The 15,154-nt window shown below is 54.5% G+C and carries 11 protein-coding genes; 7 read left to right on the top strand and 4 right to left on the bottom strand.

All coding sequences use genetic code 11. From position 1 onward, the window contains the following. Positions 1–112: 112 nt before the first annotated feature. A complete protein-coding gene (locus ABEA66_RS30300) occupies positions 113–2,116 on the top strand; it encodes an ABC transporter substrate-binding protein (protein WP_345593488.1) in 2,004 nt (667 codons plus the stop codon). A gap of 2 nt (positions 2,117–2,118) precedes the next feature. Here ABEA66_RS30300 and ABEA66_RS30295 read toward each other — a convergent pair whose 3' ends face one another. From ABEA66_RS30295 to ABEA66_RS30285, 3 genes are all read right to left on the bottom strand, one after another. Then, positions 2,119–2,988 carry a polysaccharide deacetylase family protein gene (locus tag ABEA66_RS30295; RefSeq protein WP_345593486.1) on the bottom strand — a complete coding sequence of 290 codons (870 nt, stop codon included), beginning with the start codon at positions 2,986–2,988 and terminating at the stop codon, positions 2,119–2,121. Positions 2,989–3,021: 33 nt separating this feature from the next. After that, a complete protein-coding gene (locus ABEA66_RS30290) occupies positions 3,022–3,537 on the bottom strand; it encodes a hypothetical protein (protein WP_345593484.1) in 516 nt (171 codons plus the stop codon). A 149-nt stretch (positions 3,538–3,686) separates the two neighbouring features. Then, positions 3,687–4,259 carry a thymidine kinase gene (locus ABEA66_RS30285; RefSeq protein ID WP_079914535.1) on the bottom strand — a complete coding sequence of 191 codons (573 nt, stop codon included), beginning with the start codon at positions 4,257–4,259 and terminating at the stop codon, positions 3,687–3,689. A 268-nt stretch (positions 4,260–4,527) separates the two neighbouring features. Between ABEA66_RS30285 and ABEA66_RS30280 the strand changes: the two genes are divergently transcribed. The 6 genes from ABEA66_RS30280 (at position 4,528) to ABEA66_RS30255 (ending at position 14,885) form a co-directional block, all read left to right on the top strand. Further along, positions 4,528–6,807, top strand: a complete 2,280-nt coding sequence (locus tag ABEA66_RS30280) for a carboxypeptidase regulatory-like domain-containing protein (protein ID WP_345593482.1) — start codon at positions 4,528–4,530, stop codon at positions 6,805–6,807. Between the two features lie 30 nt (positions 6,808–6,837). Beyond that, positions 6,838–7,104, top strand: a complete 267-nt coding sequence (locus ABEA66_RS30275; protein ID WP_144028084.1) for a hypothetical protein — start codon at positions 6,838–6,840, stop codon at positions 7,102–7,104. Between the two features lie 530 nt (positions 7,105–7,634). Then, a complete protein-coding gene (gltB, locus tag ABEA66_RS30270; protein ID WP_345593479.1) occupies positions 7,635–12,221 on the top strand; it encodes a glutamate synthase large subunit in 4,587 nt (1,528 codons plus the stop codon). An 87-nt stretch (positions 12,222–12,308) separates the two neighbouring features. Beyond that, positions 12,309–13,793, top strand: coding sequence for a glutamate synthase subunit beta (locus ABEA66_RS30265; protein ID WP_345593477.1), 1,485 nt, complete (start codon positions 12,309–12,311; stop codon positions 13,791–13,793). 182 nt (positions 13,794–13,975) lie between these two features. After that, positions 13,976–14,299 carry a DUF4870 domain-containing protein gene (locus tag ABEA66_RS30260; protein ID WP_079914530.1) on the top strand — a complete coding sequence of 108 codons (324 nt, stop codon included), beginning with the start codon at positions 13,976–13,978 and terminating at the stop codon, positions 14,297–14,299. 253 nt (positions 14,300–14,552) lie between these two features. Continuing rightward, a complete protein-coding gene (locus tag ABEA66_RS30255) occupies positions 14,553–14,885 on the top strand; it encodes a helix-turn-helix domain-containing protein (RefSeq protein WP_079914529.1) in 333 nt (110 codons plus the stop codon). A 35-nt stretch (positions 14,886–14,920) separates the two neighbouring features. Here ABEA66_RS30255 and ABEA66_RS30250 read toward each other — a convergent pair whose 3' ends face one another. Continuing rightward, positions 14,921–15,133 (bottom strand): hypothetical protein, encoded by a 213-nt coding sequence (locus ABEA66_RS30250; protein ID WP_345593474.1) that lies wholly within the window; start codon positions 15,131–15,133, stop codon positions 14,921–14,923. Between the last annotated feature and the right edge of the window lie 21 nt (positions 15,134–15,154).

The following is a 15,154-nucleotide window of genomic DNA, read 5'->3' as shown; positions in this document are numbered from 1 at the left end:
AGGAATCCAAAGATTTGCTTTTATTGTACCTGGATAAAGGGGAATAAAAAGGGTAATCTCTATTTAATGGATTTCCCCCTTTTGGGGGGGAGGTGAAGAGGAGGGTTATCCCTTGCAGCTGATTGAGCATTATGCACAGCTATACCGGGCCTGGAGGCCGGAGCATCCGCAGGAGGAAGCCGCCGTTACGATTCCCGCTATCGCAGCCTGCCTGCATTGTACGGAACGGAACGCCAAGCTGATTGTCAAGGCGTTGCTGGGCCGCGGCTGGATCGGCTGGCGGCCGGGAAACGGCCGGGGTCACAGCTCCCGGGTCCGGTTTCTCGCCGATGTAGACCGGCTGCTCCTGGAGCAGGCTGAAGCATGGATAGGCACGGGTCAATTGCAGGAGGCGGTGAAGCTGCTTCAATCGCCGCTGCTCACGGAGCAGGGGCGGGAGCGGCTGCATGACGCCATCGGACGGTCCTTCGGCTTCCATAACCATAAGGGAGGGGCTGAACAGCGGCATTTGCTCCGCTTCCCTTCGTACCGGAAGCCGGGAATGCTCGATCCGATCTATGCGACCCGCCGTACCGAGCTGCACCTGATCCGGCAGCTGTTCGACACCTTGGTCGTTTTCGACCCGGATAGAGATACCTTTGCCCCAGGCCTGGCCCATCATTGGGAAAGGGATGAGGAGGCGCGGTGCTGGAGGTTTTATTTGCAGAAGCAGGTCCGCTTCCATAATGGGGCTGCCTGCAAGGCGGAGGATGTGCAGCGGTCGCTGGAACGGCTTGTGCGGGGAGAGGAACGGCCTTCTCCATACAGCCGTTTGTATGCTCCGATAGAGCGCATAGCTGCGCTGCATGAGTATTTAATAGAAATCCGCTGCCAATCGAGCTGCCATCACCTGTTGTCGCTGCTGGCTTCCCCGGCGTCTTCCATCGTTCCGGGGCCGCTTGGAGCAGAGTGGCCGGTTCAGGTCATCGGGACGGGCCCTTTCAAGCTGACCCGAAGGGATGACAGCGTCCTGGTGCTGGATGCCAATCCGGATTATTTCCTTCGGCCATCCCAGCTTGATCGGGTGGAGATGTGGTTTCTTCCTGACATCTACGAGGCCAGGGAGGGGAAGCAGTTTATAGATCTGCAGGCATCGGGGGACGAGGATTCACCCCAAAGCCGTTTGCTTGAGCAGAGAGGAAGCTCCGAACTTCGTCCTTTACGTGAGAATGACCTCGAGTCGGGAGGGATGAACTTCCGGCATTTCGGAGGCGCCCTGCCATCGTCCGCTGAAGGCGGCTGGTCTGCCGTAGAACGGCATGATTTTGGTTGCAAGTATATCCTGCTGCACCAGGCCAAGGGAGGCCCGCTGCAGCAGCCGGAGCTGCGAGATGCACTATTCCACGCCATTCGAAATCAGGCGGCTGTCGAAGGCTTAGGGGGGAACCGCGGGGAACTGGCGGATGCATTTGTACGAAAGGTTAGCTGGATGGAGAAGCTCTCCCCATACGGGGTTCTCGACGACAAGGAGAAGGCATTGACGGGTGCCCTCGATTTGCAGGGCCGCAGCCGTAAGGAGGGGCAGGAGGAACAAGATCGTGTCCATTGGTGTGCCCTGCTGCTCCTCACCTATGCCGGAGCGGGGAATGAAAGGGATGCGGCGTGGCTGGCGAAGACTTTGGACGGAATAGGCGTTACGTTAAAGGTTCGATTCGTTCCTTATGAAGAGCTGTCCGATCCTTCCGTACGGACCGAAGCCGATCTGCTTCTGCTGGAGCAACCGGTGGACGCGGATGCAGAGGGAGCCATGTGGTCGATACTCGGCGGCGGCCAGAGCCCGCTGCGCAGCTGCTTGTCCGAAGCCTGCCTGCAAAGGCTGGATAGCGGCTTGTCCGGACTTCCGGCCATGCCGTCCAGGGAAGCAAGGCTTCGGCAGCTGCTCCGGCTTGAGGAGGAGCTCCTTGCCGAGCGGGCGGTCATCTTATGGTACCGTTGGCGTCAGACGGCATCGTTTCCTGTGCAGCTTCAGGGCGTCAAAATAAGCGCTTTTGGTTGGGTCGATTATAAGGACCTCTGGTTTCGCGACAGCTGCGGGGAAGGAGAAGCCTCCACCTTGCTGTTTCCGGCACAAGCCTGATGTTAGAGTCTGGTAACGGGCAGCTTGCGCGCAATGGCCCGGCGCATAATCGTCTGGTGAAGCGATTCCGGCGTAATGCTTGGATTGCCTGCGTTGATGCGGGGAATTTGCATCGGGTCGTCCGCCCGGATCGCCATATGGCTCGCCACGGTAAAGGCATACTTAATACCGGCCTGTCGGATAAGCTCCGTAGCTTCCTGATGATACATTCCGAACGGATACGCGTAGGAATCTACGGGTTCGGAATGCAGCTCGTACAGATTTCTGATACAAGCATTCGTATCCTTCAGAACCCGCTGCCGGTACTCCTCCGGTGTTTCCGCTGCTCCCTCCCTATGCAGCAGGCTGGTCAGATGCGGTCTTCCGTTCATTTTGGCGTGCATGTCGTGGGAATGGCATTGAAAGTCGATGTCTTTGGTTTCCAGCGCCATAGTTCGAATTTCTTCCTGGGATAAGGAAGGCAGGTGCGGCCTTTTCGGATGATGCAGGTCCTTCGTCACGACGAAGTTGACTGCCGGAATGCCCAGCTCTTTCAGAATGGGATAGCCGTATGTATAGAAGCTCTCATATCCGTCGTCGAAGGTTACGAGAACGGCTTTGTTAGGCACAGACCCTCCTTCGATGAACTGCTTGAATTGGTCCAAGGTGATGAAATGATAGCCTTTTTGGCGCAAAAAGGACAGCTGCTCCCGGAACAGCTGCGGAGTGATGGTGACATTGCTTTGTTCGTCATGACTGAGATGATGGTAAGCGAGAACCGCGACTTGTTGGGTATAAGAATAGGAACCCCATTGGTAGATGCTGAAGAGAAGCAAGAGCGACGCTACCCCGATCGCTAAGCCCGTCTTCCATAGGAATGATAATGAACGCATTACAGCAGTTGAACCTCCATTTATAATTGTACGTTAATGCTTTGGCGCATCGTCCTCATTCCATACGTCGGAAGGGGGGTTCTGGTTTCCTTGAGATGAGGAAGGGTTGTTTTTTCCGTTGAATAAGGTTTCGGCCAAAGCCTTCAGCTTCTCCATCACCTTGCCGTACCCGAACCCGACCAGGAATGCGATACCGATCTTGGCCAGCATGGAGTCACCCGTCTGCAGCAGCAGAATGCCGCTTTGAAACAAGATGATGGTCATCACGGCCGCCCCTGCGCACTTGATCGGACGCAGCAGGTACCAGAACAGCCAGCGTTCGGAGATTTGATTGTAAAATTCGTGAAACAGGCGCAAAGCATAGAGACTCCCGCCTATGGCACCGGCCAAGGCATAATATACATACTCCTCGACAAGCTTCCAATCAATTCCAAGCGCATGCTTCAAAAGACCGCTTTGCAGCGCAGCCATCATCCAGAAGCTGCCTACGAACCACACGGTTAAATAAACCGCTATGGCCAGCTTGTACAACAGTTCCTTGTTCAGCATCCCCCTCACCACCAATTCCTCGAGTTATTGTATGGTATGAACGAAGGAAGGGGATGGTGCGGGCGAAATTCATGATTTTGGGCGTTAGGGGCAGGTTCCCGCAGGCTATAAAAAAAGAAGACGGAGCGGATTCGCTCCATCTTGATAAGTTATCCCTGGGCCTTACGTTTGGCAGAGTAGCATTTGCGGCATACCGGCAAGTAGCTTTCGTTTCCCCCGATTTGAATCTGTTCCCCGGTAAATACTGGGCGTCCGTCCTCACACCGCATGTTCATAATGGCTTTTTTATCACAGAACCAGCAGACGGTCTTGATCTCCTCAATCTTATCCGCCAAAGCAAGCAGCTGGTAGCTGCCCTCGAACAATTGGCCCATAAAATCGGCTCTCAGACCGTAGGCGATAACGGGTATGTTCAAATCATCCACGATTTCCGTCAACTGCATAATCTGATCCTTACGCAAAAATTGCGCTTCATCAATAATGATGCAATTCGGCTTTTCCTTTGCCGCCAGACTTACCATATCCATATGATCATCGATAATGATCGCTTTCTTCTGCATCCCGATCCTTGAAGCTACCGTACCTACACCGTAACGGTTATCAACAGCCGGAGTGAATAATAGAACCTTCTTACCTTGCTCTTCATAGTTATGAGCGGTTCGCAGTACCTCAATCGATTTGCCGCTGTTCATGGTGCCGTACCGAAAATATAATTTGGCCACGTTGGTTAGACAGTCCTCTCGGTGAAATATGTCATTTTATCATAGCATAGGTTGGGAAGGTTGAGTATAGGTCTTAAGCGGAATGGCTTGTTTTCCCATCGTTGTCCATAAAAATATTTACTCATTAACTTTTTTTAGAAAAACTATAAACTTTTGCAGGATTGATGCCGAATATCTAGTGGGGAATTATCCAATGTAAGGAAAAGACGGCTTGGCAAGGCCGGAACCGGAAAGACCAAAAAAAGATCATATGGGGGAATAACGTACTGTGAGTTACAGATCAGCCAGACCAGCCAGACCAGCCAGACCAGCCAGACCAGCCAGAACATTAACAGCCTTCCTGCTATCCCTATGCTTGTTCATCTCCTCCTTCGGAGTCGCCTTCGGTGCGGAGAACGCATCCGACGTCAAGGGGCATTGGGCCGAGAAGCAAATCACGCGCTGGGTAGCCCAAAATTGGATTCAAGGGTATGAAGACGGCTCCTTCAAGCCGGATCACTCCATCACTAGAGCCGAGTTCATGGCATTGGTAAACCGATCCTTCGATTTGAAGACAACCGCCAGTGCGAGCTTCAAAGATGTAAAATCGGCAGATTGGAGCTATAACGATGTAATGAAGGCGGTCGGCGCCGGCTACATCGAAGGCTATGAGGATCAAGCGATCCGTCCAGAGAACAAAATTAACCGCGAAGAAGCCGTTGTGATGATTTCCCGTCTGCTCAAGCTGGACTCTTCTGCGAATGCATCTGCAGGCTTCAAGGACGACGCCCAAATCTCCTCCTGGAGCCAAGGGGCTGTAAAGGCAGCCGTTGCAAAACATATTGTGGATGGATATGCCGACCATTCGTTCCAGCCTAAAAAAGAAATTACGCGTGCCGAAGCGGTAGTTATGCTGGACCGGGCGCTGCCTGCTGCGAATAGCCAGGTCGTGTACAACCAGGAAGGCACTTACGGTCCCGAGACAGGCTTGGCGACTCAAGCCGGCAATGTCGTGATCGATGCATCGGGAATCAAATTGCAAAATACGGTCATCGAGGGTGATCTCCTGCTGGCAAGCAGCATCAAGGAAGGAGACGCTTATTTATCGAACGTTACCGTAAAAGGTACTACAACGATTAACGGTGGCGGCTCCAACTCGGTTCATATCGCGAATTCCGTGTTGAATAAAGTCATTATTGACAAGAAAAACGGTACTATCCGTGTCGTGCTGGAAGGTACCACCAAGGTACAGGAGGTAACCGTTCAGAGCAAAACCCTATTGGAAACGGCTCCGGGTACCGTGATCAATCACCTGACGGCCAATGATGTTATTGAAGTCAAAGGGCAGGGTACTCTGGATAGCGTAACGCTGAATGATGCGGCTAAAGGGTCGACCTTTGGGAAACAGCCCGGCAAGGTAGACGGCGGGGGAGCTTCCGCTTCGACCGCAGCCGGCGGCGGAGGAGGCTCCTCCCGGGGCAGCGGCTCCTCGTCGTATTCCCAAAGAGGTACCGTAAGCGGTTATGTATATGACTACACATTAAGTCAATCCAATGCAGCCAATAAAGGCATTGCAGGCGTGACCGTATCCGTCTACAGCGGAGCTGCCGTAACAGGTACCGCCGTGACATCCGTGACAACCGATGGGAATGGACAATTTAGCGTAAGCCTTGTGCCAGGGACGTACAGTCTGTCCTATAAGGCAAACGGCTATGTAGCTGCCGGCAGAGTTAACATCACCGTAGCTGCGGGTCAAACGGTTCAGGCTGATACGGTAGAGCTGGCTCATAATACGCTGTTTGTAAGGGCAAGAGACAACACGTCGGGAACCCAGCAGAGAGTATTTGGAGCGATGGTGACCGTTACCGTTAACGGCCAAACGTTTACCGAGGAAAGCAATGTAGACGGAGCCATGCTGTTCGACTTGCCGGAAGGTACGGGAGTAGCACGCGTCACGGCGGAAGGCTATGAGGAGGCCGTATCGGCACCGTTTGAAATCAGATCCGGCGAGAACACAACGGTAACTGTGTTTATGGTTCCTAAAGCGACTACAATCAGCGGCGTAGTCTATGATTATGCAACAGGCGTGAAACAATCGGGAGTGACCGTTGCTGTTTATCAGATGAGCAGTACGAGCGAGAAGCTGGTTACTACGCTGATTACGGATGACAACGGCAGCTACTCGGCAACCCTGAAGCCTTGGATGCATTACAGGCTTCAATTCACCAAGCCGGGATATGCTACGGGAGATACCCCGATCTATGTAAACATTCGTCCGTCCGCTTATACGTACGACAGGGCTATGGCCCATACGGTGATCTACGGTAACGTGACCGGCTCCTCTTCCTCCTCTTTGGCCGGGGTGCGGGTAACGGCCGTAGGACAGGCTACGTATTCGACGGAAACCGATTCGTACGGCAATTACGCATTTTTCAATCTGCCGACTGACAGCTATGTGTTTACGGCTTCCAAAGACGGCTATCTCAGTATTATGACTTCGGTATATAAGCTGAAGGAGGAAGGGACCGTAAGACCGACGATCCGGTTGACACCGGTTCCTGCCAATTAATCATTATCCACGGCTGCCGTTAGAGGCGGCGTGAAGGAGGGAGTCTGCGACAGCAGGCCCCCTTTTTTTATTAGCCCCGGTCATCAGGAGGAATATCTCAGAGCCGCCTGCCCGCAGATGCGAAGGGATCTGGCGGATGCCGGGAACGGATGCGGGATGAGGTACAAGAGCCGACTGTATTTTTTTTCGGGACATCTGCAGCAGGGAACGGCAATGACAAGCTATTTTATGCATAGCATAGAAGTGGAGGGCGGAGGAGTGGATTCGAGCCGTGCGGACCCTCCGTTCGAACGCTGAGGGGTAAGAGGTAGGGAAAGCCCCCTATGAAGCCGGGGTGGCGATGATGCTGGTTCCGTCTGCCTGGTCGTGAAAATATGAACGCGCCTATGGTAGAGCCTTTCATAGATGAAATATAAGGCATCAAGAGCAGCGGATTGGTGTACCTTTCGATGCCGAGGCAAGCATGATTTCGATTTCAAGTCCATGCGGTAGGGAAACACGAACATTCCATGTTAGATATAGGAGCAAAGATTGGATTTTGCAGAAAAAATGCATAGGTTTAAATTGATTAGTCAGTTCTTAGGTGTTAATATAAATCATACCTTTTAAGAGAGGTTCATAGAATTGTCATAGTTTGCAGCGCAAAGAGGCACATCATCTCCATGTTCATCAAGAGAAGCGGGTCCAATAGCAGATCGCAGTTTCCAGAGCAACAGATCGTCGTCGCCTCTTTTTTCCCATTCCTAACTTTATGTATGTAAAGCTTTACTGTACTAAATTATGTTGGTAAGAGCTTGAACAAATAAAGGATAGAAAGGTTGTACAACATGAACAGAAAAGGATTGCCAATGAAGCAAGGCCTGTACGATCCGCAGTTCGAGCATGATGCGTGCGGTATCGGTTTTGTTGCCAACATCAAGGGGAAGCCGAGTCATGAGATTGTCGGTCAAGCGTTGAATGTTCTATGCAATCTGGACCATCGCGGCGGACAGGGCAGTGAGACGAATACGGGAGACGGCGCCGGTATTTTGCTGCAAATTCCGCATCGCTTCTTGAAAGCGGAATGCGGCAAGGAAGGCATAGAGCTGCCGGAGGCCGGACTATACGGCGTCGGTATGCTTTTTTTGCCTCAGGATGCGGCTGAGCGTGCTGCCTGTGAGAAGATTTTGGAGGAGAACGTGGCGGCAGCCGGCCAGCTATTGCTTGGCTGGAGAACAGTTCCTACGGATCATTCCTCCCTGGGCGAGTCCGCCAAATCGGTAGAGCCCTTTATCCGCCAAATTTTTATCGGGGCGAACGGCGTGGAGGAGCTTGCATTCGAACGCAAGCTGTACGTGATCCGCAAAAGGACCGAGAATGCCGTGCGTGCCTTGAACTGTGAACAGCCGCTCTATTTTGCGAGCTTATCAAGCCGAACCATTGTATACAAAGGGATGCTGACGCCCGCTCAGGTTGACCATTTCTATATCGAGCTGAAGGATCCCGCCTTTGAAACTGCGCTGGCGCTCGTTCACTCCCGGTTCAGCACGAATACGTTCCCGAGCTGGGAGCGGGCGCATCCCTACCGCTATATCATTCATAACGGAGAAATTAACACCTTGCGCGGCAATGTCAATTGGATGCATGCGCGTCAGGCCATGTGCGAAACGGAGCTGTTCGGGGAGGATTTCAAGAGCATATTGCCGGTCATCGATACCAGCGGCTCCGATTCGCAAATGTTTGACAATACGCTCGAGTTCCTCATGCTGTCCGGCCGTTCCCTGCCTCACGCGGCGATGATGATGATTCCCGAGCCTTGGTCGAAGCATGAGTCGATGAGCGATGAGAAGAAAGCGTTCTACGAATACCACAGCTGCCTGATGGAGCCGTGGGACGGACCGGCCGCCATCTCGTTTACGGACGGGAAGGTGGTCGGCGCGGTGCTCGACCGCAACGGGCTTCGCCCGGGCCGCTACTATATTACGAAGGACGATCTCATAATCCTGGCTTCCGAAGCCGGCGTGCTGAATATCGCTCCGGAGCGCATTATCCGCAAGGAGCGTCTGCGGCCGGGCCGCATGCTGCTCATAGATACGGCGGAAGGCCGGATCATATCCGATGAGGAGATCAAGCGGAGCATTGTCGCCGAGCATCCGTACCGCGAATGGCTGAATGAGCACCTGGTATCGCTTGAGGAGCTGCCGGAAGCGGCTGAAGTGCCGCAGACCGATCACGATACGGTGCTGCAGCGCCAGCAGGCGTTCGGCTATACCTTCGAGAACCTGCGCAAAATTTTGGAGCCTATGGCTAAAACCGGAGTGGACCCTGTAGGCTCCATGGGCTTCGATGCTCCGCTGGCGGTGCTGTCGGACCGGCCGCAGCTGCTGTACAGCTACTTCAAGCAGCTGTTTGCGCAGGTGACGAACCCGCCGATCGACGCCAACTTCGAGGAGATTATTACGGCGCAGGGCACTACGGTGGGTCCCGAGCGCAGCTTGATCCGGCCGGAGCCGGCAAGCTGCCGTCAAATCCGGCTGGCTACGCCGATCCTGACGAATGCAGAGCTTGCCAAGCTGCGCGGCATTCAGCGTGAAGGCTTCCACACGGTTACACTGCCGATCCTGTTCAATCCGGCTGAGGGCGCGTCCGCGCTGGAACGCGCGATGGATGAGCTGTACGCGGCTGCGGATGAAGCGATTGCCGGCGGCGCAACGCTGATTCTATTATCCGACCGCGGCGTAGATGCCCGCCATGCAGCCATACCTGCGCTGCTTGCGGTCTCGGGCCTGCACCACCACCTGATCCGCGAAGGCACGCGGACGAAGGTAGGCTTGCTGCTGGAGTCGGGCGAGCCGCGTGAGGTGCATCATTTTGCTCTGCTTCTGGGCTACGGGGTCAGCGCGGTCAATCCTTATCTGGCCTTGGAAACGCTGGAGGATATGGTCCGCCATAGCAGGCTGAAGGACATTACGGCGGAAAAGGCGGTTTATAACTACGTGAAAGCCGCTACCAAGGGCGTAGTGAAGGTGCTGGCCAAGATGGGCATCTCCACGATCCAGAGCTACCGCGGAGCGCAGATTTTTGAAGCAATTGGCTTGGACTCCTCCGTTATCGATAAATATTTTACGTGGACTTATACGCCGGTCGGCGGAATGACGATAGAGGGGATTGCCCAGGAAGCGATTCTCCGTCATCAGCGGGCCTTCTCCGAGCAGGAGGGCCGGGATCGTGTGCTGGATACGGGGGGAGAGCTGCAGTGGCGCAAGAACGGCGAGGATCATTTGTATAACCCGGAAACGATCCACGCCCTGCAGACGGCCGTCCGAACAAACAATTACGGCATGTTCAAAAGCTTCGTCAAGCTGATTCATAAAGAAAATGAAAAGTACGCCACGCTGCGTTCCCTGCTCTCCTTTAAGCCGAACCGCAATCCGGTTCCTATTGAAGAAGTCGAGTCTGTAGAATCGATGTTCAAACGGTTCAAGACAGGTGCCATGTCTTACGGCTCCATCTCGAAGGAAGCTCATGAGAGCCTGGCGATCGCTATGAACCGGATCGGCGGTAAATCGAATACAGGCGAGGGAGGGGAGCATCCGGAGCGCTTCGCTCCCGACGCGAACGGAGACCTTCGCCGCAGTGCGATCAAGCAGGTGGCCTCGGGACGCTTCGGCGTAACGAGCCATTATCTCGTTAACGCCGACGAGATACAAATCAAGATGGCGCAGGGCGCCAAACCGGGGGAAGGCGGTCAGCTGCCGGGCACGAAGGTGTACCCCTGGGTCGCCGAGGTCCGCGGCGTAACGCCGGGTGTGGGATTGATCTCGCCTCCGCCGCATCATGATATCTATTCGATCGAGGACTTGGCGGAGCTGATTCACGATCTGAAGAACGCGAACCCGCGGGCTCGAATCAGCGTCAAGCTCGTATCCGAGGTGGGAGTAGGCACAATCGCAGCCGGCGTGGCCAAAGGGAAGGCCGACGTCGTCCTGATCAGCGGCTACGACGGGGGAACCGGAGCCTCGCCGCAAACGAGCATCCGCCATGCCGGCTTGCCGTGGGAGCTGGGGCTTGCCGAAACGCATCAGACGCTGGTGCTGAATAATCTGAGAAGCCGCATCACGGTAGAAACGGACGGCAAGCTGATGACGGGCCGCGATGTCGTTATTGCCGCGCTGCTTGGAGCCGAAGAGTTCGGCTTCGCCACTACACCGCTGATCGCCCTCGGCTGCATTATGATGAGGGTATGTCACTTGGACACCTGTCCGGTTGGCGTGGCTACCCAGAATCCGGATTTGCGCAAAAAATTTTCGGGAGATCCGCAGCACGTGGTCAACTTTATGCATTTCGTCGCGCAGGACGCGCGCGAGCTGATGGCGGAGCTCGGCTTCCGTACGATTGAGGAAATGATCGGACATACCGAGATTCTCGAAACGAAGCAGGCCATCGAGCATTGGAAGGCCAAAGGCATCGACTTGTCCCCTCTTCTACACCAGCCGGAGGTTGGAGAAGAGGTAGGACGATTCTGCTCCGAGACCCAGGACCACGGTCTGGATCGGTCCCTGGACATGACGGAGCTGCTGGAAGCCTGCAAGCCTGCTCTTGAACGGAAAGAGCACGTGCATGTGATTTTGCCGATTCATAACGTCAACCGCGTCGTCGGGACGATCGTCGGCAGCGAGGTCACCCGCCGTTACGGTAGTGAGGGACTGCCTCACGATACGATCCGTCTGCATTTTAACGGCTCCGCAGGGCAGAGCTTCGGCGCCTTCGTGCCGAGGGGCATCACGCTTTCCCTGGAAGGGGATGCGAACGACTATGTCGGCAAAGGCTTATCCGGCGGCAAAATCGCCATCTTCCCTTCCGAGCAGTCGACGTTTGCCGCCGAGGACAACATCATCATCGGCAACGTGGCCTTCTATGGAGCTACGGACGGCGAGGCCTATATCCGGGGAATAGCGGGTGAGCGGTTCTGCGTGCGCAACTCCGGCGTTCGCGCCGTTGTCGAAGGCGTGGGCGACCATGGCTGCGAATACATGACCGGCGGACGCGTAGTCGTCCTTGGCTTGACGGGTCGTAACTTTGCAGCCGGGATGTCAGGCGGCATCGCCTATGTGCTGGATGAAGACGGTACATTCAGCGAACGCTGCAATAAAGAGATGGTGCTGCTCGAGCAGGTCGAGGAAACGTATGAAGCCGAGGAGCTGCGCAATATGATCCAGCGCCACGAGACGTTTACGGGCAGCACCGTAGCCGATCGCGTGTTGAAAAACTGGGGAGAGTATCTCTGGAAATTCATTAAGGTCATTCCGAAGGATTACAAGCGGATGTTCGAGGCAATCGAGCGCGTGAAGCGCTCCGGCTTGAGCCAGCAGGAAGCGATGCTGGTCGCATTCGAAGAGAACATGAGGGACGTCTCCCGCGTAGGCGGCAACTAATATTAATCCCGTGCCGGGCTTGAACGATTCCTTTGGCTGCATTCGAAAGAGGATCGGCCGCTGCCCGGCACGAGCAGGAGGTATACGATGGGGAAACCAACCGGATTTATGGAGTATCAGAGGGAAACTCCCGAAGAGACGGCCCCTCTGCTGCGGATCAGCCATTGGAACGAGTTCAGCGTTCCGATGAGCGAGGAGAAGCTGCAGGTGCAGGGCGCGCGCTGCATGGACTGCGGCATCCCTTTTTGCCATACGGGGAAGCTGATCAGCGGGATGGCGGCAGGCTGTCCGGTCAACAATCTGATCCCGGAATGGAATGACCTTGTCTACCGCGGACTATGGCGGGAGGCGCTGGATCGTCTGCATAAGACGAATAATTTCCCGGAATTTACGGGCCGAGTGTGCCCTGCGCCCTGCGAGGGCTCCTGTACGGTGGGCCTGAAGGACACGCCGGTAACCATTAAAAATATCGAGAAATCGATCATCGATAAAGGCTTCGCCGAAGGCTGGGTTGTTCCCGAGCCACCCCAATCGCGCACCGGCAAGAAGGTGGCGGTCGTCGGATCAGGCCCGTCAGGGCTCGCCTGTGCCGCCCAGCTGAATAAAGCGGGCCATTCGGTGACCGTATACGAACGCGCGGACCGCATCGGAGGGCTGCTCATGTACGGCATTCCGAACATGAAGCTGGATAAAGCCTACGTGCAGCGCCGCATCGATCTGTTGGCGGCCGAGGGCGTCCAGTTCGTTACCGGTACGGAGATCGGCAAAGATATTCCGGCTTCCAGGCTGAAGGAAGAGTTCGATGCCGTCGTCTTGTGCGGTGGCGCGACCAAGGGCCGCGATTTGAATATTGAAGGCCGCGAGCTGAAGGGCATCCACCTGGCTATGGAATTTCTGTCGAAGAATACGAAGAGTCTGCTCGATTCCAAGCATGAAGACGGACAGTTCATTTCCGCTGAAGGCAAGGATGTCATCGTTATCGGCGGCGGCGATACGGGGACGGATTGCGTGGGCACCTCCATCCGCCATCAATGCAAAAGCGTGCTGCAATTCGAGCTGATGCCGAAGGCGCCGGAGACCCGCCAAGCGAACAATCCGTGGCCGGAATGGCCGAAGGTGCTGAAGGTGGATTACGGGCAGCAGGAGGCGGCTGCGCTGCAAGGGGATGACCCCCGGACGTATCAGATCAGCACGAAGAAATTCGTCGGGGACGAACATGGGCATGTGAAGGAGCTCCATACGGTGCTTATCGAGTGGAAGAAGGATGAACAAGGCCGGTTTGTGCCGGTGGAGGTTCCGGGCAGCGAGAAGGTATACCCTGCCCAGCTAGTCTTGCTGGCGATGGGCTTCCTCGGTCCGGAGCATACGGTCCTGGATCAATTGGGTGTAGAGAAGGATGAGCGTTCCAACGCCAAGGCGGATTACGGCAAATTTGCTACGAACGTAGAAGGCGTGTTTGCCGCAGGGGATATGCGCCGCGGGCAAAGCCTCGTCGTGTGGGCGATCAACGAAGGACGGGAGGCCGCCCGTGAATGCGACCGCTATTTGATGGGGTCTACCCAATTACCGTAATGAATAATTAACAGCATAAATCTTCTATAGGGGGCCGGCATCCGGCACCTTATTTTTTTTGCCGATTTGGTGCAGATAGCGGAATATTTCGATTCGGCTGCAACTTCAACGCGAATGGCGCATACATATTGCTAGTGACAATCTATGTTTGGCAGTACAAAGTCCAGGGACGGAGGTGCAGTATGGTTTCGAGTGAAGAAAGAAACTTGGCGCTGCTTTCTCATGTATTATGCATTATTCTTGGTGTGCTCGCACCGCTGATTATTTGGTTGATTAAGAAGGATGAATCCGCTTATATCGCGGAGCATGCGAAAGAATCGCTGAATTTTCAAATATCGATGATCATCTATTCTTTTGTTGCGGGAATTCTCTGCTTCGCGGTAATCGGGTTTGTCCTGCTTCCGCTGCTGGGCATATTCGCGCTTATTGTGATTATTATAGCCTCGGTTCGGGCCTCCAAAGGGCAAATGTATGAATATCCTTTAACGATTCGTTTGATAAAATAACGAACAGGATGGAGCGCCGCAGCTCTCTCCATCTCACTTCAACAGCCTTTATCATCCCGGAGCGGGATGTTGAAGGCTTGTTTGGGCTAGGGCAGGACAAGCCGTATTTGGCTTTCATGTACCAGCCGATACAGCATAATCCAAGTATGGATGGTCGCTCATTTCATTTTTTTCTTTTTTACACGTTCACATCGGCACTTTTTTTGATAAAATATGAAGGAAGAGAAAAAGAAAGAACAGTAGGGGTGCTACCATGATAGGCAGACGAGTGAAACAATTACGGATGGAAAAGGGGCTCACCCTCACGGAACTCGCCGAAAAGGCCGGGGTAGCGAAATCCTATTTAAGTTCCATCGAGAGGGATATCCAATCCAATCCCTCCATTCAATTTCTGGAGAAAATATGCGCGGTTCTCGACGTACCTATAGAATCGTTCCTGCACAATAAAACGACCGAGCATCAGGATCTGGATGAGGAGTGGGTGGGACTCGTTCGGGAGGCCATGTCTTCGGGAGTCAGTAAGGATCAGTTTATGGAGTTTTTGCAGTTCAACAAGTGGCGAAACAACAACAGTCACAAAGAATAAGCTTTCACTCAAAAGCCCACAGCCGCCGATGCGGTCTATGGGCTTTTTTGACATTGCGCAGCTGTATTCAGAGGGGCCTGCTTCTTGCCGCGCGAAGCTTGGGCAGTCCCCCGAACGTGAAGTACCCCCACCAGACCTCCGCCGACGCCGGCAGCGAAGATAACGCCGCCAAATACGGGCTTGTCTTTCACCGGGAGAGTGGTTGCTCCAACGCCTGCTCCTGCGGGCAATCCCCATCCCTCATCCATCTATCTTCCTTAGCTGATAAC

Origin of the sequence: Paenibacillus vulneris (assembly GCF_039543185.1) — a bacterium.
Lineage (GTDB): Bacteria > Bacillota > Bacilli > Paenibacillales > NBRC-103111 > Paenibacillus_S > Paenibacillus_S vulneris.
The sequence above is the reverse complement of the archived record's forward strand: the minus strand, read 5'-3'. Positions and strand labels throughout refer to the sequence as shown.